Raw genomic sequence first — 23,324 nt, forward strand, 5'->3', positions numbered from 1 at the left:
TCCCTCGCTCAGGCCAGCCGGAGCCGCTGTCCGCACACCCCGACCCGGACGCTCTGTCCCCAGGTGAGCTGGAGCGCGTCGCTCTCCATGCCGTCGCCGAAGGCGATCAGCCGGTCGGACTCCACGGTGAGCGTCAAGGAAGCCGAGGCCGCCAGTTCGCCGGCCACCAGGGTCGTACCCGTGGCCGGTGACGGCCAGGCCTCCCGGACGAACCACATCAGCCGGTCCTCGGTGGGGGAGGGCAGCGGGGGCCGGTCGCCCCGCTCCCGCCATACCGAGCGCAGCCAGCCGGTCGCGCCGGTGCTGGTCCCCACCAGCACCCCGGAGGAGGCCTGGGCCTCGACGGCACCCCCGTCGTCGTCGAGGCCCAGGCGGTAGCGGGCGGTCTGGTGGCCCGGTGCGCCGAGGTAGATCTCGTTGAGCGCCACCAGCCGCTGGGTGTCGTCGGCGACGGCCTCCACCATGGTGAGTTCGTCCGCGCTGCCGCCCGCCGCCGCGAGCAGCTTCGCCGCGTCCTGCGGGCGGTGCCGTACCAGCACACCCGGGTTGCGGCCCGGGTCGGTGTCGATGCCGATCACCGGCTGGCCCGTCAGGTACTTGGCGACGTTGGCCACCAGCCCGTCCTGGCCGACCACCACGACCACGTCCTCCGGCGCGAACAGGAAACGGTCCAGATCGGACCGCTCCGCCCGAGCCTGACGCCAGGTCGGCGGCAGGGCGGAGGTCACCTCCGCCAGGGCCCGGTGGGCGCGGCGGTGGCGTTCGGCGACCTCCTCGATGTCCCGGCCCCGGGAGGCGAGGAAGAAGGCGGCCTGGCCGTGGGTGCCGTGCCGGGCCACCAGCTCCTCGTACTCCGTGGTGCGATGGACCAGGACGGCACGTGGCGCGAGGCTCACCGGGCCGCCTCGGACGGTTCGCCGCCCAGCTTCGCGAGCAGCCCGGTCAGCACGTCCGGCGAGACGGTCACGCTGTCGATCCGCGGCAGGTTCTCCGCGAGCCGTGTGGCGGTGAGCGCCCGCAGGGTCACCGTCCCGTCGACCCCGGCCTCCGCGTGCACCCGCAGCCAGGCGGCCTGCGCCTGCGCCCGCGCCTCACCGACCTCGCGCGCGCCCTCGGCCTCCGCGCGGGCGGCCCGCACCGTCCGTGCCGCCTCGGCCTCGGCGAGCTTCGCCGTCCGCGCCGCCTCGGCCTCCGCGAGCTTGACCGACCGGGCGGCCTCCGCCTCCGCCAGCGTCACCGACCGCGCCGCCTCCGCCCGGGCGCGCACCGCGTCCGCGGCCGCCTGCTCCTCGGCCTCGCGGCGGGTGTTGGTACCCCGCTGCTCGACCAACTCCTCCTCGCGGCGGGCCAGTTCGATCCGGCTGGCCAGCTCGTTCTCGGCGATGGCCCGCTCCCGCTCGACCGCCACGGCCCGCCGTTCGTAGGTCGCCCGGTCGGCCTCCTGCTGGATCTGCTCGCGGGCCGGAGTGCGCAGCGCCCGCTCCACCTCCGGCTCGGGGCGCAGCGCCATCACGCGGACGGCCACCACCTCGATGCCGGTGGCCGGCAGCCGGGGTTCGGCGCCGAGGCCGGCCTCGACCCGCTCGCGCACCGCCGTCACCCCGTCCACCAGCGCCGCCGACATCGGCGTACGGGCCAGGACGTCCAGCGCGTGCTGCTGGGCCGTCTCGGTGAGCAGGGTGCCCAGCTGCTCCAGCGGGGTGCCCCGCCAGGCGCCGGTGTCCGGGTCGATCGAGAAGTCCAGGCGGGCGGCGGCGACGGCCGGGTCGGCGATCCGGTAGGTGACCGTCGCCTGCACCGACACGTCCTGGAAGTCGGAGGTGCGGGCGTGGAAGGTCATCGCCAGCTCCCGGTCGTCGGCCGGCACCTCGGACAGCGCGGCGGTCAGCGGGCGGAACCAGAAGCTGAGCCCGGGACCGTCGTGCAGCAGCCTGCCGGAGCGGTGGTGCCGGATGTGCGCCGTGGGCGCGCCGCGCAGATGGCGCCAGCCCAGGCGCCGGGTGATGTCGGCCATGAAACCCCTCGCTTTTCGTCATTACGACGATAAGCGCACGGCCCATTTCTCGTCAACGGGACGAAAACAGGAGGCGCCAGAAATGGCCGAGAAGCGCGTGAAGACGGGCAGGGATGGCCAGGATGGAGGCATGGCATACCACGTCGACTCCGAGGTCGGACGGCTGCGCCGGGTGATCCTGCACCGGCCCGACCTGGAGCTCAAAAGGCTCACCCCCAGCAACAAGGACGCCCTCCTCTTCGACGACGTGCTGTGGGTGCGCCGGGCGCGCGCCGAGCACGACGGGTTCGCCGACGTGCTGCGCGACCGCGGGGTCGCCGTCCACCTCTTCGGCGACCTGCTCACCGAGACCCTGGCGATTCCCGAGGCCCGCACCCTGGTCCTCGACCGGGTCTTCGACGAGAAGGAGTACGGCCCGCTCGCCACCGACCATCTGCGCGCCGCCTTCGATGGAATGGCCCCGGGGGAGCTGGCCGAGGCCCTGGTCGGCGGCATGACCAAGCGGGAGTACCTGGACGCCCACGCGGAGCCGGCCTCCGTCCGCTTCCATGTCATGGACCTGGACGACTTCCTGCTGCGTCCGCTGCCCAATCACCTCTTCACCCGTGACACCTCGGCGTGGATCTACGACGGCGTCTCCATCAATGCCATGCGCTGGCCCGCCCGGCAGCGCGAGACCGTGCACTTCGAGGCGATCTACCGGCATCACCCGCTGTTCCGTGACGAAACGTTCCGCATCTGGTCCCGCGGGCAGGCCGACTACCCCTCCACCATCGAGGGCGGCGACGTGCTGGTGATCGGCAACGGCGCCGTGCTCATCGGCATGAGCGAGCGCACTACCCCGCAGGCCGTGGAGATGCTGGCGTACAAGCTGTTCGCGGCCGGGTCGGCGCGCACCATCGTGGCGCTCGACATGCCCAAGAGCAGGGCGTTCATGCATCTCGACACCGTGATGACCATGGTCGACGGCGACACCTTCACCCAGTACGCCGGACTCGGCATGCTGCGCTCGTACACCATCGAGCCGGGTGTCGGCGAGCGCGAGCTGAAGGTCACCGATCATCCGCCGGAGCACATGCACCGCGCGATCGCCGCCGCCCTCGGGCTCGGCGAGATCCGGGTGCTGACCGCCACCCAGGACGTGCACGCCGCCGAGCGCGAGCAGTGGGACGACGGCTGCAACGTGCTCGCCGTCGAACCCGGTGTCGTCGTCGCCTACGAGCGCAACTCCACCACCAACACCCATCTGCGCAAGCAGGGCATCGAGGTGATCGAGATCCCGGGCAGCGAGCTCGGGCGGGGCAGGGGCGGCCCCCGCTGTATGAGCTGTCCCGTCGAGCGGGAAGCGGTGTGACCGAGGCGACCGCGGGCGCCTGTATAGAAATGCTAACCGTCGTATAGAATTCCAAGGTCCCTTCACCCGTACACCTGGAGCGCCCCCATGGCGACTGTCCCGACCGCCCTCGCCGGCCGCCACTTCCTCAAGGAGCTGGACTTCACCGAGGAGGAGTTCCGCGGCCTGGTCGAGCTGGCCGCCGAGCTGAAGGCCGCCAAGAAGGCCGGGACCGAGACCCAGCACCTGCGCGGCAGGAACATCGCGCTGATCTTCGAGAAGACCTCGACGCGCACCCGCTGCGCGTTCGAGGTCGCCGCCGCCGACCAGGGGGCCCACACCACCTACCTCGACCCGTCCGGCTCACAGATCGGGCACAAGGAGTCCGTGAAGGACACCGCCCGCGTCCTCGGCCGGATGTTCGACGGCATCGAGTACCGCGGGCACGGCCAGGGTGTCATCGAGGAGCTGGCCACCTACGCCGGGGTCCCCGTGTACAACGGCCTGACCGACGAGTGGCACCCCACCCAGATGCTCGCCGACGTGCTCACCATGACCGAGCACACCGACAAGCCCCTGGCCCGGGTCGCCTTCGCCTACCTCGGCGACGCCCGCTACAACATGGGCAACTCCTACCTGGTCACCGGCGCCCTGCTCGGCATGGACGTCCGGATCGTCGCGCCCCGGCTGCTGTGGCCGGACGAGACGATCATCCAGCTGGCCCGGCAGCTCGCCACCGCCTCCGGCGCCCGGGTCACGCTCACCGACGACGTGACGGAGGGCGTGCGCGGCGTCGACTTCATCGCCACCGACGTCTGGGTGTCCATGGGTGAGCCCAAGGAGGTCTGGGACGAGCGCATCGCCCTGCTCGGCCCGTACGCCGTGACCATGGACGTGCTCCGCGCCACCGGCAACGACCAGGTGAAGTTCCTGCACTGCCTGCCGGCCTTCCACGACCTCGGCACCGCCGTCGGCCGCGAGATCCACGAGCGGCACGGACTGACCGAGCTGGAGGTCACCGACGAGGTGTTCGAGTCCGAGCACTCCGTCGTCTTCGACGAGGCGGAGAACCGGATGCACACGATCAAGGCGGTCCTTGTGGCCACCCTCGCCGGAGCTGCGTCACACAGCCTTGGCTGACCGGCCTCACCAGGCCTTATCCTGTCCGGCGGCCCGGCACCACCCCGGCCGAGGCCACCGCCGCGACCCACCGATGGTCGCCCGCACCACCAGAAACGAGCACCACCCGCATGCCCGCTCCCCGCATCAAGTCCCCTGGCGCCCTGATAGCCGAATCCGGCGCGGACCGTGAGGGCCACGGTCTGAAGCGCACGATGGGACTCTTCCAGCTCATCTGCTTCGGCATCGGCGCCATCGTCGGCACCGGCATCTTCGTCGGACTCTCCGACTCCGTCGCCCAGGCCGGCCCGGCCGTCGTCGTCTCCTTCGTCCTCGCGGCGATCACCTGCGTCTTCACCGCCCTCTCCTTCGCCGAGCTGGGCGGCGCGATCCCGGTCTCCGGCTCCTCGTACTCCTTCGCCTACGCGGGCCTCGGCGAGTCCACCGCCTTCCTGGTCGGCTGGTGCCTGCTGCTGGAGTACGGCATCTCCATCTCCGCGGTCGCGGTCGGCTGGAGCCAGTACGTCAACGAACTCCTGCACAGCCTCACCGGCTGGCAGCTCCCAGCCGCGCTCTCCGCCGGTCCGGGCGACGGCGGGGTCGTCAACCTCCCCGCAGTGATCGTCATCGCGATGGCCTCCGTGCTGCTGGTGCGCGGGGTGCGCGAGAGCGCCCGGGCCACCGCCGTCATGGCGGCGGTGAAGCTCGTCATCCTCCTGGCCTTCTGCGCCATCGGCTACAGCGCCTTCAAGGACGGCAACCTCACCCCGTTCTCCCCGGCCGGCCTCGGCGGCATCGGCGCGGGCACCACCGCCGCGTTCTTCTCCTACATCGGCTTCGACGCGATCACCACGGCCGGCGAGGAGGCGAAGAACCCGCGCCGCGACATCCCGATCGCGATCCTCGTCTGCATGGGCCTGGTCACCCTGCTGTACTGCGCGGTCGCGCTCGCCGCGATCGGCGCCATCGGCGGCAAGCAGGTCGCCGGCCGCCCCGCCGCGCTCTCCTACGTCGTCAACGAGGTCACCGGCTCCACCGTCGGCGGCGGCGTCATCGCCTTCGGCGCGGTCGTCGCCATCGCCTCCGTCGTCCTCGCGGTGATGTACGGCCAGACCCGCATCCTGATGTCGATGTCCCGCGACGGCCTCATCCCGCGCGTCTTCGAAAAGGTCTCGCCGCGCACCTCCACGCCGGTGGCCGGAACCCTCATCGTCGCGGTCGTCTTCGCGGTCCCGGCGGCCTTCGCCTCCCTCGACGCCGTGATGAACCTGTGCACCATCGGCACGCTCGCCATCATGGCCGTCGTCAACATCACCGTGATCGCCCTGCGCCGCCGCGAACCGGGCCTCGCCCGCAGCTTCCGGGTGCCGCTCTACCCCGTCGGTCCGCTGCTCGGCGTCGGCTTCTGCCTGTACCTGATGTACGAGACCGGCTGGCAGACCTGGATCCAGTTCGCCGTGTTCCTCGCGGTGGGACTGCTGATCTACGTCGCCTACGGGCGCCGGCACTCCACGCTGGCCACGGAGGCCCCCGAGGTCACGACGGACGCCGCTGACCCGGAATTGCAGGCAGTCTGAACCACACCGCCTTGCCCGACGAGGTCGGGCGGTGACCACAGGACGAACTGAGGGCGCGGATCAGCAGCAGACCGCGCCCTCCCTCCTGCCAGGGGTCGGGCTGCTCGATCACCGGGCGCGTCAGATGGCCGGGCGGCGCCGGGTCCGGGTCGTGCACCTCGACCTGACAGCCGGTCGGCAGCAGCTCCACCACCAGCTCTATCGGGCCGAGCCCGGCGGTGTGCTCCACCGCGTTGGCGACCAGCTCGGCCGTCAGCAGCTCGGCGGTGTCGCTGCACGCCGTGTGCTCCACCTCGGCGAGTGCCGTCCGGACCAGGGCGCGCGCCGTGGGCACCGCGGCGGCGGTGTGGGGCAGCGCGATGCGCCAGGAAGGCGATTCGGTGGGGCGTTCGTACAAGGCGAGTCCGTTCATGGAGCAGGCTGTCCTGCTTTCAACCGTATGAATGGTACGGGCCCGGCCACAGAGGCCTTCGGCGGGCACCGCACGGGACCCTCGGCCCCGCTACCGGGCGGCTTACCCCGAAGAACGCCCCGCCTCGCGTGGCCGCCCCCACTGTTACCGCGCTGTGGACGATCGGTGACCTGCGTGACGGGACTCGGCCATGATGACAGAGTGCTGTCGCGCCCTCGTGACGACAGTCACAAACAAGTGATAGCGTCATGGGACAGCGCAACGTGAGGCACCGCCCCCCTAGGAGGCCGCACGTCATGAGTCCCTTCACCGGCTCCGCCGCCCGTACCGCCGAGTGGGAACACCTGCGGGTCGAGCTCGCCGACGGGGTCGCCACCGTCACCCTCGCCCGCCCCGACAAACTCAACGCCCTCACCTTCGGCGCCTACGCCGACCTGCGCGATCTGCTCGCCGAGCTCTCCCGCGAGCGGTCGGTCCGCGCCCTGGTGCTGGCCGGCGAGGGGCGCGGCTTCTGCTCGGGCGGCGACGTGGACGAGATCATCGGCGCCACCCTCGCCATGGACACCGCCCAGCTGCTCGACTTCAACCGGATGACCGGGCAGGTGGTACGGGCGATCCGGGAATGCCCGTTCCCGGTGATCGCCGCCGTGCACGGGGTGGCGGCCGGCGCGGGCGCCGTACTCGCCCTCGCCGCCGACTTCCGGGTCGCGGACCCCTCGGCCCGCTTCGCCTTCCTCTTCACCCGCGTCGGCCTGTCCGGCGGCGACATGGGCGCGGCCTACCTGTTGCCCCGGGTGGTCGGCCTCGGCCACGCCACCCGCCTGCTGATGCTCGGCGAGCCGGTACGCGCGCCCGAGGCCGAGCGGATCGGCCTGATCAGCGAACTGACCGAGGAGGGCGGCGCGCACGGGGCGGCCGCCGCCCTGGCCCGGCGCCTCGCCGACGGCCCCGCCCTCGCCCACGCCCAGACGAAGGCCCTGCTGACGGCCGAGCTGGACATGCCCCTGGCGGCATCGGTGGAACTGGACGCCTCGACCCAGGCCCTCCTGATGAACGGAGAGGACTACGCCGAGTTCCACGCGGCGTTCACGGAGAAGCGCCCGCCGAAATGGCAGGGACGGTGACCATGGCAGCCAACCCGAGCGACAAAGGGGCGCGGGGCCCTGCTGATGTGCGGCTCCGCCGCGGGGCGCGACCAGCCACAACGAACTCGCAGCCGCCGACGACGACCAGCAACTCCCTGCGCGTGGCGATCATCGGCGGAGGCCCCGGCGGCCTCTACGCCGCGGCGCTCCTGAAACGGCTCGACCCCGGCAGGGAAATCACCGTGTGGGAACGCAACGCCCCCGACGAGACCTTCGGCTTCGGAGTGGTCCTCTCCGACGAAACCCTCGGCGGCATCGAACACGCCGACCCCGTGGTCTACGCGGCCCTCCAGGAGGACTTCACCCGCTGGGACGACATCGACATCGTCCACCGGGGAACCCATCAGACCTCCGGCGGACACGGATTCGCGGCCCTCGGCAGACGCCGCCTCCTGGAGATCCTGCACGACCGCTGCCGCGCCCTCGGCGTAGAGCTCCGCTTCCGCACCGAGGCACCCGGCCCCGACCGGCTCTCGGCGACCCACGACCTCCTCATCGCCGCCGACGGAGTCAACAGCACCACCCGCGAGACCTACGCCCATGTGTTCCGCCCCCATGTGGCCACACACCGCTGCCGCTACATCTGGCTGGCCGCCGACTTCGCCTTCGACGCTTTCCGCTTCGAGATCGCCGAGACCGAGCACGGCGTGATGCAGCTGCACGGCTACCCTTACGCGGCCGACGCCTCCACCGTCATCGTCGAGATGCGCGAGGAGGTGTGGCGGGCGGCGGGATTCGACGAGGTCACCCCGCAGGAGTCCATCGAGCGCTGCGCCAAGATCTTCGCCGACGCCCTCGGCGGACGCCCCCTGCGGTCCAACAACTCCGCCTGGACCACCTTCCGTACGGTGGTCAACGACCGCTGGTCGCACGGCAATGTCGTCCTCCTCGGCGACGCCGCCCACACCGCCCACTTCTCCATCGGCTCCGGCACCAAGCTCGCCGTGGAGGACGCGCTGGCGCTGGCGGCGTGCCTGGAGGAGCGGCCCGACGTACCCACGGCACTGGCCGCCTACGAGGAGGAGCGCAAACCCGTCGTCGCCTCCACCCAGCGGGCCGCCCGGGCGAGCCTGGAATGGTTCGAGAACCTCCGCCTCCACCTCGACCAGCCGCCCCGCCAGTTCGCCTTCAACCTGCTCACCCGCAGCCGCCGGGTGACCCATGACAACCTGCGGCTGCGCGACGCCCGCTTCACCGAGGCCGTGGAGCGCGAGTTCGGCTGCCCGCCGGGCACGCCCCCGATGTTCACCCCGTTCCGGCTGCGCGGCCTGACCCTGCGCAACCGGGTCGTCGTGTCCCCGATGGACATGTACTCGGCCGTGGACGGCGTCCCCGGCGACTTCCACCTCGTCCACCTCGGCTCCCGTGCCCTCGGCGGGGCGGGTCTGGTGATGACCGAGATGGTGTGCGTGAGCGAGCGGGGCCGCATCACCCCCGGCTGCGCCGGCCTCTACACCGGCCGCCAGGCCGAGGCATGGAAGCGGATCACCGACTTCGTGCACGCCCAGGCTCCGGGCGCGGCGATCGGCGTGCAGCTCGGGCACTCCGGCCGCAAGGGCTCGACGAAGCTGATGTGGGAGGGCATGGACGAGCCGCTGGCCGACGGCAACTGGCCGCTGGTGGCCGCCTCCCCGCTGCCGTACAAGCCGGGCGGCCAGACCCCGCGCCAGCTCTCCCGCGCCCAGCTCACCGACATCCGCGAGCAGTTCGCGGCGGCCGCCTGGCGGGCCGCCCGGGCCGGCTTCGACCTGCTCGAACTGCACTGCGCCCACGGCTACTTGCTCTCCGGCTTCCTCTCCCCGCTGACCAACCGGCGCACCGACGCCTACGGCGGCTCGCTGGAGAAGCGGCTGAGGTTCCCGCTGGAGGTCTTCGACGCCGTGCGCGGGGTGTGGCCGGACGAGCGGCCCATGACCGTCCGGATCTCCGCCACCGACTGGACCGAGGGCGGCACCACGGCCGAGGACGCGGTGGAGATCGCCCGGGCCTTCGCCGCGCACGGAGCCGACGCGATCGACGTGTCCACCGGCCAGGTGGTGACCGAGGAACGGCCCGAGTTCGGCCGGTCGTACCAGACGCCGTTCGCCGACCGCATCCGCAACTCGGCCCGCGTCCCGGTGATCGCGGTCGGCGCGATCTCCTCCTGGGACGACGTCAACTCCCTGATCCTGGCCGGGCGCACCGACCTGTGCGCCCTCGCCCGCCCGCACCTGTACGACCCGCACTGGACCCTGCACGCGGCCGCCGAACAGGGCTACGAGGGTCCCGGTGTGGCCTGGCCCGCCCCCTACCGTGCAGGCAGCCGCCGCCCCCAGACCGGCCGCACCGACGCCCCGAAACCCCGCCTGACCCTCGGCGGCTGAGGCTCGTCTGCTGTACTCACGTGCGAGACGGCGAGACGACGGAGAGACCATGAGCACGCTGTACGACTACTTCTGGGCGGCCGACCGGGGCACGGCGGTCGACTGGGCGATCGGCCCGGACGGGGACTGGCTGCACGGAGGGTCGCTGGACGCGCTGTGTGCGGACCGGTTGGAGGTGAAGGGCCTGGACCCGAACGTCGTGCTGGGCAAGCTGGTCTCCTTCGCCGCGGGCATACCGTTCGGCAACGTCGTGGACCCGGAACTGGTCTGGCCCGACCCGGAGGAGTGGCCGTACGGCCGGCAGCCTCCGCCCGGCACGGCGTCTCCCTGGGACAGCGGCCTCATCCTCCAGGAGCTTCCCGAGAGCTGGCTGGAGACGCTCGCCGGGGTCGTCGACGACGCGGTGCCCATGCTCGCGCTCCAGTGGCTGGACATCGAGGAGGTCCGCTTCGCCGACTACCCGGACGCGGAGGACAGCGTCCGCACGTTCGTCGGAATGGCCCGCCGGGCCAAGGCGGCCGGTGCGCGGCTGTACTGCTCCTGCTGCGTGTGACCTCCCGGACCCGGGCCCTTCTCACACCCCCACGAAACCCGCCCCGGCGTCCCGCAGCCGCTCGTGCAGCGCGCGGAACACCTGCGCCGAGCGGACGCCGGGCCAGTCGGCGGGGAGGAGGGCGGTGGGCAGGCCGGGGTCGGCGTAGGGGAGGTGGCGCCAGGAGTCCAGGGCGAGGAGGTAGTCGCGGTAGGCCTCCTCGGGCGGGGTGTCCGTGCGGTGCTCCCAGGCGTGCAGGGCCGGGGCGTGCACGTCCAGGAAGCGCTCGTGTTCCTTGGCGATCGCGGTCAGGTCCCACCAGCGGGCGACGGCCTCGGCGGTGGGGGCGAAGCCGAGGTGCTCGCCGCGGAAGAAGTCGACGTACGGGTCCAGGCGCAGGCGGCGCAGGGTGTGCCGGGTCTCCTCGTACAGGCGGGCCGGGGCGATCCACACCCCGGGTGCCGCCGTGCCGAAGCCGAGGCCGGCCAGCCGGGAGCGCAGCACATGCCGCTTCTGCCGCTCCGACTCGGGGACGGAGAAGACCGCAAGCACCCAGCCCTCGTCCTCGGGGGGCGCCGTCGCGTAGATGCGGCGGTCGCCGTCCTCCAGCAACTGGCGTGCCTCGGGGGAGAGTTCGTAGCCGGCCGCACCGCCTTGCGTGCGGGCCGGCAGCAGCAGGCCGCGCCGTTTGAGCCGGGACACCGAGGAGCGTACGGACGGGGCGTCCACCCCGGCCGCGGCGAGGAGCCGGATCAGCTCGGCGACGGGCACCGGGCCGGGCATGAAGCGGCCGTACGCGCCGTAGAGCGTGACGATGAGGGACCTGGGGGCGTGCTGCTCGGACACGTTGATCATTTTAGGTCGTCGGTATCACTGCCGGTCACCATCGGTGCGCAGACGGAACCGCTGCAGCTTGCCGGTGGCCGTGCGGGGGAGGGCGTCGAGGAAGGCGAACTCGCGCGGGCATTTGTAGGGCGCCAGTTCGCCGGTGAGGAAGACGCGCAGGGCCTGGGGGTCGCGCGGCGCCCCGTCCCGCAGTACGACGTACGCCACCACCACCTGGCCGCGTGCCTCGTCGGGCCGTCCGATCACCGCCGTCTCGACCACGTCCGGGTGACGCAGCAGCGCGTCCTCGACCTCGGGCCCGGCGATGTTGTACCCGGAGGAGATGATCATGTCGTCGGCGCGGGCCACATAGCGGAAGTAGCCGTCGTTCTCGCGGACGTAGGTGTCGCCGGTGACGTTCCAGCCGTCGCGCACGTACTCCCGCTGCCGGGGGTCGGCGAGGTACCGGCAGCCGACCGGGCCGCGGACCGCGAGGAGGCCCGGCTCGCCGTCGGGCACCTCCTTTCCGTCCGCGTCCTGCACACGCGCCTGCCAGCCCGGCACCGGGACGCCCGTCGTGCCGGGCCTGATCCGCTCGTCGGCCGCGGAGATGAAGATGTGCAGCAGCTCGGTGGCGCCGATGCCGTTGATGATGCGTACGCCGGTGCGCTCGTGCCAGGCCCGCCAGGTGGCCGCGGGCAGGTTCTCGCCGGCCGACACACAGCGCCGCAGCGACGAGGTGTCGTACCCGGTCAGCCCGTCGAGCATCGCCCGGTAGGCGGTCGGCGCGGTGAACAGGACCGAGACCCCGTGCTCGGCGATCGCGGGCAGCAGCTGGCGGGGGCCGGCCTGTTCGAGGAGCAGGGCGCTGGCGCCGGCCCGCATCGGGAAGATCACCAGTCCGCCGAGGCCGAAGGTGAAGCCGAGCGGGGGGCTGCCGGTGAAGACGTCGTCCGCACGGGGCCGCAGCACATGTCCGGAGAAGGTGTCGGCTATGGCCAGCACGTCCCGGTGGAAGTGCATGCACCCTTTCGGGCGACCCGTGGTGCCGGAGGTGAACGCGATCAGGGCGATGTCGTCGGCCGCGGTGTCGACCGCCGGGAACGGGGTGCCGGGCGCCGGAAGGCTCAGCAGGTCGTCGGGGGTGTCACCGCCGTACGCCGTGATGCGCAGCCCGGGGATCCGCGCCTTCGCCAGGTCGTCCACGGACCTGATGTCGCACAGCGCGTGCCGGACCCGGGCGATCTCGCACACCGTGGCCAGCTCGTGCGGGCGCTGCTGGGCCAGCACGGTGACCGCGACCGCGCCCGCCTTCAGCACGGCGAGCCAGCAGGCGGCCAGCCACGGAGTGGTGGGGCCGCGCAGCAGGACCCGGTTGCCGGGTACGACGCCCAGCTCGGCGGTGAGGACGTGGGCGATGCGGTCGACACGGGCGCGCAGTTCGCCGTACGTCCAGACGGGGCCGGTGAGGGTGCGGAAGACCGGGCGGCCGGGGTCGGTGCGGCCGAGGAGCTCGGCGGCGCAGTTGAGCCGTTCCGGGTAGTTCAGCTCCGGCAGGTCGAAGCACAGCTGTGGCCACTCGTGCGGCGGGGGGAGATGGTCGCGCGCGAAGGTGTCGACATGGGCCGAGACATGCATGGTGGTTCGCCCCCTAGCCGTGACAAGCGTCGAGACGGGCGTCCTGAATGACCACGGGCGTCCTGGTGGGCTCGCGCATCGAGCGTATCGTGTTGGTGACGGCAGTCAACTGTGCGCGATAACCTCGGGGCGACGGGGTGGATCACCGCGATCCGCCTCGGAGGGCGACGGGGACGGGTCGCCGTGATCCGTCTCGGAGGGAGGACCGGCAGATGACCGCATTCTCGCTCGAACCTGAGCAGACCGCCTGGTGCGCCGAGCTGCGCTCGCTCGCGGCCGAACGGCTGCGCCCGCTCGCCGACAAGGGCGAGCCGGGCCGGGTCAACCGGCCGCTCCTCGCCGAACTGGGCCGCCTCGGGCTGCTCGCCCGGCTGTTCACCTCCGGCGCCCTCGACCTGTGCCTGATGCGCGAGTCCCTGGCCCGGGCCTGTACCGAGGCCGAGACCGCGCTCGCCCTCCAGGGCCTGGGCGCCCACCCGGTGCACGCGCACGGCAGCGCCGCCCAGCGAGAGCGCTGGCTGCCCCGGGTGGCCGACGGCGGCGCGGTGGCCGCGTTCGCGCTGAGCGAGCCGGGCGCGGGCTCGGACGCGGCGGCCCTCGCCCTCGCCGCTGAGCCGGACGGCACCGACGGCTGGCGGCTCACCGGCGCCAAGTGCTGGATCTCCAACGCCCCCGAAGCCGACTTCTACACCGTCTTCGCACGCACCACACCCGGCGCCGGAGCCCGCGGGGTGACCGCCTTCCTCGTCCCCGCCGACCGGCCCGGACTCACCGGCTCCACCCTGGAGATGATCTCGCCGCACCCCATCGGCGCCCTCGACTTCGACGCCGTACCCGTCACCCCGGACGACGTGCTCGGCGAGGTGGACCGTGGCTTCGCCGTCGCCATGGGCACCCTCAACCTCTTCAGGCCCAGCGTCGGGGCCTTCGCGGTCGGCATGGCCCAGGCGGCCCTCGACGCCACCGTGGAACACACCCGCGGCCGGGACGCCTTCGGCGGCAAGCTGATGGACCTGCAGTCCGTGGCCCACCAGGTCGCCGAGATGGCTCTGCGCACGGAGGCGGCCCGGCTGATGGTGTACGCGGCGGCGAGCGCGTACGACGCCGGCGCCGCCGGGGTGCCGGGCCGGGCCGCGATGGCCAAGCTGCTCGCCACCGAGACCGCGCAGTACGTCGTCGACAGCGCCGTCCAGCTGCACGGCGCCCGCGCCCTGCGCCGCGGCCACCTCCTCGAACACCTCTACCGAGAGGTCCGCGCGCCACGGATCTACGAGGGCGCGAGCGAGGTCCAACGAAGCATCATCGCCAAGGAGTTGTACGCCCTGACTCGCGACGAGGAGACCCGGTGACGACCGAGCGCGTCAACCCACCCGAACTGTCCCCGGCCACGGGCTTCACGCACGCCGTCGTCGCGGCCGGCTCCCGCGTGGTCTTCCTGGCGGGCCAGACCGCCCTCGACACCGACGGCAAGGTCACCGGCGCCACGCTCCCCGAGCAGTTCGAGAAGGCACTCACCAACCTGCTCACCGCCCTGAGGGCGGCCGGCGGCACCCCCGCCGACCTCGCCCGCGTCACCGTCTACGCCACCGACGTCGCCGCCTACCGCACCCACGCCCGCCAACTGGGCCGCATCTGGCAGCAGTTGGCGGGACGGGACTATCCGGCGATGGCGGTCGTGGAGGTCGTACGGCTGTGGGACGAGCAGGCGCTGGTGGAGCTGGACGGGTTCGCGGTGCTGCCGTAGCCGGTCTCAGGCCGCCACGGCGAGCCGCTCCGCCGGGACCCGGCGCGGCGGGACCACGCTGCCGTCCGGGTGCAGCTCCCCGGTGTCGTCGAACACGATCGAGCCGTCGCACAGCAGGGTCCAGCCCTGCTCGGGGTGGGCGGCCACGGGGTGCGGAGTGCCGGCGTCGGACGCGGCGCACGAGGTTCGGTAGGAGCACATGGCGCACCTCCACATCGGATGTGAGGGGGGCCGGCGGATTCGGCCGCCTCCCGGCATGCCTAGACCATCCTCCTGTCGTGAACGCCCCGGAACCGCCCGCGGTGAAGCGTGACAACATGCGGACAACTCCCGGACGGTTCCATGACGCGCCACCGATGGAGTGACGGTCACGCCCGGCGACTCGGCCACCCGGTACCAGTGGAAGCCAGCACCCCACGAAACCGGGAAGGTATCCCATGCCCCTGCGTCCCGCCCTGTCCGCCGTGTTCGGCGCCGCGGCCCTGCTGTGCGCCGCCGTCGGCCCGGCCGCCGCCGCACCGTCCGAGAGCGTGACCGTCGACCCGACCGGCGTCATCGCATCGGACGGCACCGTCACCCTCTCCGGCACCTACCGCTGCTCGGGGGCCACCGGACTGGCCTTCGTCAGCTCCTCGATCGCCCAGAGCGAGCCCGGTGTCACGCACGGCATCGGCGGCACCCTCGCCGAGTGCGACGGCGCCGAGCACCACTGGGAGAACTCCGGCAAGATCTCGCCGAACCCGTTCAAGGCCGGCAAGGCCCATGTGCAGGCCACGGTCACGGAACTGCGCCCCGGCGGCATCATGCTCCTGCCGGCCTTCCACGCCGTCCACGACAAGGACATCAAGCTCGTCGACAAGGACGCCGCGGTCGCGGACCCGGGGACGACCAAGGCCCCGGGCAAGGAGACGACCAAGATCCCGAACAGCGAGACGACCAAGGTCACGGACAAGGAAACGGTCAGGGTCACGGACAAGGACGTCAAGTCCTTGCGCAGGGAGTTCAAGTTCACCGACAAGGACCTCAAGCTCGCCAAGAAAACCGTCAGGCCCGTCGTGAAGTGAGCCGCCCGCACACCGGGCGGCCCGGCACACCGGTGCGTGCCGGGCCGCCCGGTGTGCGCCCGGGAGCCGTCAGGAACGCTGCCAGCTGTGCGGTGCGTGGAAGGCGTGCGGGCGCCAGGACGTGGTGCCGGGGGACGTGACCTCGGCGCCGGCCCCGGCCAGGGCGCCGCGGCTGAGCAGCAGCACCGCGATCGCGGCCAGCTCCTCGTCCGTGGCCTCGCCCTTCTCGACGCGGATGGGGGGAGTCAGGGATGTGGGGCACATGGGGACCTCCGTCGACTGCAGGGTTGTCGTGCCGGGTCACTGAGGGGGGTTGCCGTGCTTGCGGGCGGGCCGCTCGGCGTGCTTGGAGCGGAGCATCGCCAGCGCGGCGATGAGGGCGGACCGGGTCTCGGCCGGGTCGATGACGTCGTCCACGAGGCCCCGCTCGGCCGCGTAGTACGGGTGCATCAGCTCGGCCTTGTACTCCTTGACCAGCTCGGCACGCCTGGCCTCGGGGTCTTCGGCGTCGGCGATCTGGCGGCGGAAGATGACGTTGGCCGCGCCCTCCGCGCCCATCACGGCGATCTCGTTGGTGGGCCAGGCGTAGGTCAGGTCGGCGCCGATCGACTGGGAGTCCATGACGATGTAGGCGCCGCCGTAGGCCTTGCGCAGGATCAGGGAGATCCGGGGCACGGTCGCGTCGCAGTAGGCGTACAGCAGCTTCGCGCCGTGCCGGATGATTCCGCCGTGCTCCTGGCCGACGCCCGGCAGGAAGCCCGGCACATCGAGCAGGGTGACGATCGGGACGCTGAACGCGTCACACATCTGCACGAAGCGGGCCGCCTTCTCGGACGCCTCGATGTCCAGCACGCCGGCCAGCGTCTGGGGCTGGTTGGCGACGATCCCGACCACCTGGCCGTCCAGGCGGGCCAGCGCGCAGATGATGTTGCGCGCCCAGCGCTGGTGCACCTCCAGGTACTCGCCGTCGTCGACGATCTCCTCGACGACCCGGGCCATGTCGTAGGGCCGGTTGCCGTCGACGGGCACCAGATCGGCCAGTGCCTCGCAGCGGCGGTCGGCCGGGTCGTCGCAGGGCACCGCGGGCGGGTTCTCGCGGTTGTTGCCGGGGAGGAGGGACAGCAGATAGCGGACCTCCTCCAGACAGGTCTGCTCGTCGTCGTAGGCGAAGTGGCAGACACCGCTGGTCTCCGCGTGCACGTCCGCGCCGCCGAGGCCGTTCTGGGTGATCTCCTCGCCGGTGACCGCCTTGACGACGTCCGGGCCCGTGATGAACATCTGGGACGTCTCGCGGACCATGAAGACGAAGTCGGTGAGCGCGGGGCTGTAGGCCGCGCCGCCCGCGCACGGGCCGAGCATCACGCTGATCTGCGGGATGACCCCGGAGGCGGCCGTGTTGCGCCGGAAGATGCCGCCGTAGCCCGCGAGGGCGGTGACGCCCTCCTGGATGCGGGCGCCCGCGCCGTCGTTCAGGGAGACCAGCGGGGCACCGGCCGCGATGGCCATGTCCATGATCTTGTGGATCTTCGTGGCGTGAGCCTCGCCGAGGGCGCCGCCGAAGATGCGGAAGTCATGCGCGTAGACGAAGACCGTACGGCCCTCGACCGTGCCCCAGCCGGTGACGACACCGTCGGTGTACGGCTTCTTCGCCTCCAGCCCGAACCCGGTCGCCCGGTGCCGCCTGAGCGGCTCGACCTCGTGGAACGAGCCCTCGTCGAGGAGCAGGCCGATGCGTTCGCGCACGGTGAGCTTGCCCTTGGCCCGCTGGGCGGCGGTGGCTTTCGCACTCGGGCCGGCGAGCACGCGCTCGCGAATGCCGGCCAGTTCCTCGACGCGGGACCTCATGTCTCCCCCTGCTTGAGTGAAGTGACGGAACGTCGGTCGCCCGGCTGCCTCCCTGTGCCCGTCGAGCGTGACAAGGCGGGCTGACCGGCCGCTGACGGAGCGCTTACGCGAGAAGGCCCGGGGCCCGCTCAGGCCGGCTGCAGCCGCATGTCGCCGGTCAGTGCGGGGTCGTGGGAGAGGATCGCGTTCTCGATCCGGCGCAGGGCGGGGGAGGGCTGGATGCCGAGCTCGTCGTCCAGATGGCGGCGCATCCGGCGGAAGACGTCGAGGGCGTCGGCCTGCCGTCCCGAGCAGTACAGGGCGATCATCAGCTGCTCGCAGAAGTGTTCCCGCAGCGGGTGGTTGGTGTGTGCCTCGGCCAGCTCGGCGAGGACGGCGGCGTGCCGGCCGAGCCGCAGTTCGGCGTCGAAGCGCAGTTCCATGGCCCGCATCCGGTACTCCTCGTAGCGGGCGCCCGCCAGCTGGCACAGGGTCCCGGCCGTGAACCCGCCGAAGACCGGTCCGCGCCACATCGCCAGCGCCTCGCCGAGCAGCCCCGCGGTGCGGGCCGCGTCGTCCGGTCCGGCGGACTCGGCGAGCCGCACCGCCCGGATGAACTCGGCCGCGTCCAGCTCGCCCTCCCCCACGCTGAGCCGGTAGCCGGCGGGGTGCATGGTCAGCCGGGAGGCCGGCCGGTCCGGCTCCAGGTCGCGGAGCCTGCGGCGTAACCGGCTGACGTGGGCCTGGAGGGCGTTGGCCTGGCGGTCGGGGACGGCGTCCCCCCACATCTCCTCGGCCAGGCTCTCTCCGGACACCGGCTGCCCCTCGCTGACCAGCAGTGTCTGCACCAGGGTGCGCTGCAGATCGCCGGAGATGTCCGCCGGGCCGATGACGGTGAGTATCTGAAGTGCCCCGAGAATGCCGAATCTCAGCATGTCTTCCCCCTTGGTGGCAATTCCTTGGCGAAGATATTTCTGTCTGGGCTGGCGCTGCGATGAGAGACCGGGTGGCCGAACGCGCCGCGCCCCGGCGGGCGTCGCATCCTGGACGGCCCGCCGGGGCGGTTGCTCCGCCGGGACGGGGGGCGCCGGCGGTTCCTGGGAATCCGGGCCTGTGCCGTCTTCGGCGCAGTACCGGGTGTGCGCTTCTGTATTTCCGTGCGATGGCTCGGTGAATGCGAGTTCACCACGTACGGAATCCGGTCCGACGATGCTCCGGCTGTCGCTCCGCCGGTGGCGGAGAGGGCAGGATTCGAACCTGCGTGGGCCGTTACCGGCCCGACCTAGAGGCGTGCTCATGGTCCCCGATCAGCCACTCCGGGCACCTCTCCTGGCTCCCGGCCCGGGGTTTCCCGTGCCGTTCACTGGGACCACAGTGGCAGCGCCCGCTGACGGAATGCTGACACCGTTCTGACGCAGGCAATGAATTCCTTTCGGCCCTTTTCCAGGACATCAGGTCAGTGCTGTACTCCCTTCGATGTCCCTTCGATGGAAAACGCTCCCGAAAGGGGTACGGGAATGACCGCGACCACCACCGAAACCGTCACGGACAACCCGGTTCTCGACGCCATACGCAGCCACACGGCCAGCGAGAACCCGAGTTCGTTCCTGGCGCTCAACAGCGGAAACAGTACGTTCACCGTCCCGGGCGCGGACGGTGTCGTCGTCTACCGCCGCACCGGCCGTTTCGCCGTGCAGTTCGGCGGCCCCTTCGCCGCCGAGCAGGACTACGGCACCCTCCTCGACGCCTTCCGCGACCATGTCCGCGCCGAGGGACTCACCCTGGTCGGCGTCCAGCTGCAGCGCGCCGACGCCGAGCGCTACGCCCGGCTCGGCTTCACCGTCAACCAGGTCGGCGCCTCCTGGGCGGTGAGCCTCGCCGAGTTCACCCTGCGCGGCACCAAGTTCATGCAGCTGCGCAACAAGATCTCCCGCGCCCTGCGCAACGGCCTCCAGATCCAGGAGGCCGACGCGGCCGACGTGCAGGACGCCATCGCCACCATCGACCAGGCCTGGCTCGGCTCCAAGGGCGGCGCCCAGCAACTGGAGTTCCTCGTCGGCCAGATCGGCGGCGAGGCCCAGGCCCACCGCCGGCTCTTCGTCGGCACCATCGACGGCGCCCCGGTCGCGTACATCTCGTACTCGCCGGTCCACGGCACCCGGGCCGGTTGGATGCACGACCTCAGCCGCCGCATCCCCGAGGGCTCCCCGGGCCTGATGGAGGCCATCAACGCGCACGCCATCGAGGTGTTCCGCGCCGAGGGCGTCGAGTGGCTGCACTTCGGGTTCACGCCGTTCACCGGCCTGGACGCGCGCCACGAACTCGACGGCCACAGCCCCGCGTTCCAGTGGCTGATGCACGCCCTGTGGGCCGAGGGCGCGGCCCTGTACCCGGCGCAGACGCAGCTGTCGTACAAACAGAAGTGGGCCCCCGACCTGCTGATTCCCGAGTACGTCGCCTTCGACGGCGCACAGGCCTCGCTGCCCGGCTTCGCGCACGTCTTCCGTGCCTGCAAGGCATTCTGACCATCCGTCACCGACAGGAGTCGACGACATGAGCCAGTCCACCGAAGAACTCCAGCACGCCATGGTCGAGCAGCTGATGGCCGTCATCGGCGCACCCGACGACGAGGCGGTCGCCGAGGCCGCCGACGCGGTCGTGCGCGCCGTCGACGAGCGGCTGCGCGCCGGGGCGGCCGGCTGAGCCGCGGCGAGCGCCCCGAGGAAGAACGAGCACGTGGAAGGGGCACCGCACACCCGGTCAGACCGGTATCAGTGGCACATCAGCGTGCCACGGAACGCTGGACACACGTTCGCCCGGCGGTCCGGGCCCGGGAGTACCGCACTGTGCTCCCGTCGCCCCCGGACCTCCGGGCGGGCGCCCCGCCCGCGACGGTGACCGCACGCGGGAGCCTTGTCGACTCGCGGCGCCCGCAGGTCCGCGGGGCAGCGGCGCCGCCGCCCGATCCGGGCACTTCTCCCAAGGAGAGCAACGCATGCAGCGTCCGCACATACAAGAAGCCGGGGTTCTGGCCACCGGCGGAGGGGCCGGAGCCGGACAGCGCACCGGTGCCTCGGCGACCTTCGCCGAACTGCTCAAGCGGGTCAAGGCCGAAGGCCTCCTCGACCTCGACCCGCGATACTACGTGGGCAAGCTGGCCCTCAACACCACCCTGCTGCTGATCGGGTTCGCCGCCTTCTTCGAGCTGGGCGACTCCTGGTGGCAGCTCGTCACGGCCCTGTGGATGGGGCTGTGCGGCGGTCAGTCGGCGTTCATGTGGCACGACGCCGGCCACAAGGCGATGTTCCGCGGCAAGAAGGCCGCCTCCGCGGTCGGCTACGTCCACGCCAACCTGGTCAACGGGGTCAGCTACGGCTGGTGGGTCAACCACCACAACCGGCACCACAGCAACCCCAACCACCTGGACATGGACCCGGACATCGGCCGGCGCACCGCCATCTTCGACATCAAGCAGTACCCGAGCCGCAAGGGCACCCAGAAGTTCGTGGTGCGCTACCAGAGCGTGCTGTTCTTCGTGCTGCTGGTGCTCGAAGGCTTCAAGATGCTGAAGACGGCGGTCCTGTCGATCGTCCAGGGCAAGACCAAGCGGCCCGTGCTGGAGACGTTCCTGATCCTGGCGCGCGCCGCCGTCTACCTCGGCCTCGTCTTCACCGTCCTGTCCCCGGCGCTCGCGGTCGCCTTCATCGTCGTCCAGCACGCCGCCCTCGGCGTGTACTTCGGGATGATCTTCGCCCCGAACCACAAGGGCATGCAGATCCGCGACGGCGAGGAGGAGACCCTGGACTGGCTGGAGCGCCAGGTCCTGACCTCCCGCAACATCCGGCCCAACTGGCTGGTCGACTTCCTGTACGGCGGCCTCAACTACCAGGTCGAGCACCATCTGTTCCCGGCGATGCCGCAGAAGAACCTGGGCCGCGCCCGTGAGCTGACCATGCAGTACTGCGCCGAGCGCGGGGTGCCGTACCACGAGGTCGGATTCTGGGCCTCCTACCGCGAGGTCGCCTCCTATCTGCACGAGGTCAGCGCGCCCGTGCGGCGCGGTGACGTGGAGGAGCAGATCCGGCGCCGGGCCATGGAAACGGTCTGATCCCACCCCTCCCCGTCCCGATCCCCCCCCATGCCCCCACACACCCCACACCCCACATCCCCCACCCCCCGGCCCCCGGGCCCCACGCCCGGGTCCGTCGGTGGCCCGGGCGGTTCCTTCCCGGGAGCGGCGCACGAACAGTCCCCAGGAGTACCGGAGGAGCCAGCCCCATGTCCCAGACCACCGCGGCGGCGGGCGGAGTCACCGCTCCCGCCCCGATCGGGGTCCGCCTGGACCGCATGCCGATCACTCCCCTGCATCGCAGACTCACCGCGGTCATCGGCGTCGGCCTGTTCTTCGACACCTTCGAGAACAACCTGTCGGGCACCATCGGCAAGGTGCTGCAGAGCGACTTCGGCTTCGGCGCCACCTCGCTCAAACTCGTCCTGGCCTCCGTGTTCGTCGGCCAGTTCATCGGTTCCCTGACGCTCGGCCGGATCGCCGACCGGTTCGGCCGGCGCCGGGCCTTCCTGATCAACCTGGCCATCTACTCGGTCTTCTCGCTGCTCGGCGCCTTCTCTCCGAACGCCGGCTGGCTGATCGTGACCCGCTTCCTGGCCGGCGTCGGCATCGGCGCCGAACAGGCCCTGTCCGACTGCTATCTGGCCGACGTGCTGCCCGCGGACAAGCGCGGCCGGTTCATCGCCCGGGCCTACACCCTCGCCTTCTGCGGAGTACCCGCGGTGGGCTTCGCCGCGCTGTGGCTGGTGCCGCTGACCCCGCTGGGTGTGGCCGGCTGGCGCTGGCTGTTCGTGCTGGGCGCGCTCGGCTCGGCCGTGGTGTGGGGCCTGCGCCGGCAGCTGATCGAGTCCCCGCGCTGGCTGGCGGCGACCGGCCGCCCCGCCGAGGCCGAGCGACTGGTCTCCCGGATGGAGGCGGAGGCCGCGGGCCGCGGAGACGTTCCGCCAAGAGCGCCGCGCCATGCCGTCGATCGTCCGCAGGGCCGTCGTGGCTGGTCGAGCCCCGCCGCGGAGCCGCCTGTCGATGCTGCCTCGCGCCGCCTCGGGGCGCAGCCCCGGCTGCGTGATGTTCTTCGCCCCGGCCTGCTTCGCCGCACCCTGGTGCTCTGGGTCTTCTGTGTGCTCTCGGTCGTCGGCTACTACGGCTTCGGCACGCTCGCCCCGCAGATCGTCGCCGCCAAGGGCTACGGCATCGTCGCCGGCCTCGGCTTCACCGCCCTGTCCTTCCTCGGCTACCCGGTGGGCTCCGCGCTCGCCCTGCCCGTCGTGGACCGTGTCGAGCGGCGCACCCTGATCGCCCTGTCGGCGAGTGCCATGGTGGCGGCCGGACTCGGCTTCGCCTACGCGGACTCGGCAGCGCAGATCGTCGTCTGCGGGTTCGCGTACACGCTGTGCAGCAATGTCTTCTCCAGCGTCTCGCACGTCTACCTGTCCGAGCAGTACCCCACCGCGATCCGCGCCACCGCCTCCGGCGCGGCCTACTCGCTGTCCAAACTCAGCGCCGCCGCACTGCCGTTCGTCCTGCTGCCGGTCCTGGACGCACACGGCCCCGGCGCCCTGTTCGGCGTCATCGCCGCCTGCATGGCCGTCCTCGCCGTCACCGTGCTGACCCTCGGCGAGCGCACCACCGGCATCCCGGTCGAGTGAACCACCCTATTTTCCCGAG

General features: G+C 71.7%; 22 protein-coding genes and 1 tRNA gene. 13 read left to right on the forward strand and 10 right to left on the reverse strand.

Going from position 1 to position 23,324, the window contains the following annotated elements; all coding sequences use genetic code 11:
* Positions 1-8 precede the first annotated feature (8 nt).
* Positions 9-896, reverse strand: a complete 888-nt coding sequence (locus tag AVL59_RS11180) for an NAD(+)/NADH kinase (protein WP_067302247.1) — start codon at positions 894-896, stop codon at positions 9-11.
* Entirely contained in the window at positions 893-2,014 is a 1,122-nt protein-coding gene (locus AVL59_RS11185) for an SPFH domain-containing protein (RefSeq protein WP_067302250.1), read from the reverse strand. Before AVL59_RS11185 ends, AVL59_RS11180 begins: the two co-directional genes overlap by 4 nt.
* A gap of 130 nt (positions 2,015-2,144) precedes the next feature.
* Between AVL59_RS11185 and AVL59_RS11190 the strand changes: the two genes are divergently transcribed.
* The 3 genes from AVL59_RS11190 (at position 2,145) to AVL59_RS11200 (ending at position 6,043) form a co-directional block, all read left to right on the forward strand.
* Entirely contained in the window at positions 2,145-3,368 is a 1,224-nt protein-coding gene (locus tag AVL59_RS11190; protein ID WP_067317147.1) for an arginine deiminase, read from the forward strand.
* Positions 3,369-3,455: 87 nt separating this feature from the next.
* Complete coding sequence (argF, locus tag AVL59_RS11195) at positions 3,456-4,487, forward strand: ornithine carbamoyltransferase (protein WP_067302253.1); 1,032 nt, start codon at positions 3,456-3,458, stop codon at positions 4,485-4,487.
* A 110-nt stretch (positions 4,488-4,597) separates the two neighbouring features.
* A complete protein-coding gene (locus AVL59_RS11200) occupies positions 4,598-6,043 on the forward strand; it encodes an amino acid permease (protein WP_067302256.1) in 1,446 nt (481 codons plus the stop codon).
* On the opposite strand, the gene AVL59_RS11205 is transcribed toward AVL59_RS11200, so the two are convergent.
* Positions 6,003-6,455 carry an ATP-binding protein gene (locus tag AVL59_RS11205; RefSeq protein ID WP_067302259.1) on the reverse strand — a complete coding sequence of 151 codons (453 nt, stop codon included), beginning with the start codon at positions 6,453-6,455 and terminating at the stop codon, positions 6,003-6,005. The genes AVL59_RS11200 and AVL59_RS11205 overlap by 41 nt on opposite strands.
* A 296-nt stretch (positions 6,456-6,751) precedes the next feature.
* On the opposite strand from AVL59_RS11205, the gene AVL59_RS11210 reads away from it, so the two are divergent.
* From AVL59_RS11210 to AVL59_RS11220, 3 genes are read left to right on the forward strand one after another with little or no spacing between them, the layout of a single operon-like run.
* Positions 6,752-7,579 (forward strand): enoyl-CoA hydratase family protein, encoded by an 828-nt coding sequence (locus AVL59_RS11210; RefSeq protein ID WP_067302262.1) that lies wholly within the window; start codon positions 6,752-6,754, stop codon positions 7,577-7,579.
* A gap of 2 nt (positions 7,580-7,581) precedes the next feature.
* Positions 7,582-9,963 carry a bifunctional salicylyl-CoA 5-hydroxylase/oxidoreductase gene (locus AVL59_RS11215; protein WP_099053040.1) on the forward strand — a complete coding sequence of 794 codons (2,382 nt, stop codon included), beginning with the start codon at positions 7,582-7,584 and terminating at the stop codon, positions 9,961-9,963.
* Positions 9,964-10,012: 49 nt separating this feature from the next.
* Positions 10,013-10,516, forward strand: a complete 504-nt coding sequence (locus tag AVL59_RS11220) for a hypothetical protein (RefSeq protein WP_067302264.1) — start codon at positions 10,013-10,015, stop codon at positions 10,514-10,516.
* Positions 10,517-10,537: 21 nt separating this feature from the next.
* Here AVL59_RS11220 and AVL59_RS11225 read toward each other — a convergent pair whose 3' ends face one another.
* Positions 10,538-11,350: a PaaX family transcriptional regulator gene (locus tag AVL59_RS11225; RefSeq protein WP_067302266.1), complete on the reverse strand. Its 813-nt coding sequence runs from the start codon at positions 11,348-11,350 to the stop codon at positions 10,538-10,540.
* A gap of 15 nt (positions 11,351-11,365) precedes the next feature.
* A complete protein-coding gene (locus AVL59_RS11230) occupies positions 11,366-12,958 on the reverse strand; it encodes an AMP-binding protein (protein ID WP_067302269.1) in 1,593 nt (530 codons plus the stop codon).
* 212 nt (positions 12,959-13,170) lie between these two features.
* On the opposite strand from AVL59_RS11230, the gene AVL59_RS11235 reads away from it, so the two are divergent.
* Positions 13,171-14,307 (forward strand): acyl-CoA dehydrogenase family protein, encoded by a 1,137-nt coding sequence (locus tag AVL59_RS11235; RefSeq protein ID WP_067302272.1) that lies wholly within the window; start codon positions 13,171-13,173, stop codon positions 14,305-14,307.
* Positions 14,304-14,702: a RidA family protein gene (locus tag AVL59_RS11240; protein ID WP_067302275.1), complete on the forward strand. Its 399-nt coding sequence runs from the start codon at positions 14,304-14,306 to the stop codon at positions 14,700-14,702. Before AVL59_RS11235 ends, AVL59_RS11240 begins: the two co-directional genes overlap by 4 nt.
* A 6-nt stretch (positions 14,703-14,708) precedes the next feature.
* Here the strand turns inward: AVL59_RS11240 and AVL59_RS11245 are convergent, their stop codons facing one another.
* Entirely contained in the window at positions 14,709-14,903 is a 195-nt protein-coding gene (locus tag AVL59_RS11245) for a DUF5999 family protein (protein ID WP_067302278.1), read from the reverse strand.
* A gap of 236 nt (positions 14,904-15,139) precedes the next feature.
* On the opposite strand from AVL59_RS11245, the gene AVL59_RS11250 reads away from it, so the two are divergent.
* The gene (locus tag AVL59_RS11250; RefSeq protein WP_067302281.1) at positions 15,140-15,766 is read left to right on the forward strand and encodes a DUF6299 family protein; all 627 of its coding nucleotides are present in this window, start codon (positions 15,140-15,142) and stop codon (positions 15,764-15,766) included.
* Between the two features lie 69 nt (positions 15,767-15,835).
* Here the strand turns inward: AVL59_RS11250 and AVL59_RS11255 are convergent, their stop codons facing one another.
* The 4 genes from AVL59_RS11255 to AVL59_RS52055 all read right to left on the reverse strand — a co-directional run bounded on the left by AVL59_RS11255 (position 15,836) and on the right by AVL59_RS52055 (position 18,920).
* Entirely contained in the window at positions 15,836-16,030 is a 195-nt protein-coding gene (locus AVL59_RS11255; RefSeq protein WP_067302284.1) for an acyl-CoA carboxylase subunit epsilon, read from the reverse strand.
* A gap of 36 nt (positions 16,031-16,066) precedes the next feature.
* Complete coding sequence (locus AVL59_RS11260; RefSeq protein ID WP_067302287.1) at positions 16,067-17,611, reverse strand: acyl-CoA carboxylase subunit beta; 1,545 nt, start codon at positions 17,609-17,611, stop codon at positions 16,067-16,069.
* Between the two features lie 128 nt (positions 17,612-17,739).
* A complete protein-coding gene (locus AVL59_RS11265) occupies positions 17,740-18,525 on the reverse strand; it encodes an AfsR/SARP family transcriptional regulator (protein ID WP_067302290.1) in 786 nt (261 codons plus the stop codon).
* Between the two features lie 298 nt (positions 18,526-18,823).
* Positions 18,824-18,920: transfer RNA gene (locus AVL59_RS52055), tRNA-OTHER, on the reverse strand.
* A 187-nt stretch (positions 18,921-19,107) separates the two neighbouring features.
* Here AVL59_RS52055 and AVL59_RS11270 point away from each other — a divergent pair.
* The 4 genes from AVL59_RS11270 (at position 19,108) to AVL59_RS11280 (ending at position 23,305) form a co-directional block, all read left to right on the forward strand.
* The gene (locus AVL59_RS11270) at positions 19,108-20,115 is read left to right on the forward strand and encodes a DUF2156 domain-containing protein (RefSeq protein ID WP_067302292.1); all 1,008 of its coding nucleotides are present in this window, start codon (positions 19,108-19,110) and stop codon (positions 20,113-20,115) included.
* Positions 20,116-20,143: 28 nt separating this feature from the next.
* On the forward strand, positions 20,144-20,293 hold the full coding sequence (locus AVL59_RS53205; RefSeq protein WP_167549297.1) for a hypothetical protein: 150 nt from the start codon (positions 20,144-20,146) through the stop codon (positions 20,291-20,293).
* A 292-nt stretch (positions 20,294-20,585) separates the two neighbouring features.
* Entirely contained in the window at positions 20,586-21,698 is a 1,113-nt protein-coding gene (locus AVL59_RS11275) for a fatty acid desaturase family protein (protein ID WP_067302295.1), read from the forward strand.
* A 170-nt stretch (positions 21,699-21,868) separates the two neighbouring features.
* On the forward strand, positions 21,869-23,305 hold the full coding sequence (locus AVL59_RS11280) for an MFS transporter (RefSeq protein WP_067302297.1): 1,437 nt from the start codon (positions 21,869-21,871) through the stop codon (positions 23,303-23,305).
* The last annotated feature ends 19 nt before the right edge of the window (positions 23,306-23,324 follow it).

Origin of the sequence: Streptomyces griseochromogenes, from assembly GCF_001542625.1 — a bacterium.
GTDB classification, from domain to species: Bacteria; Actinomycetota; Actinomycetes; order Streptomycetales; family Streptomycetaceae; genus Streptomyces; species Streptomyces griseochromogenes.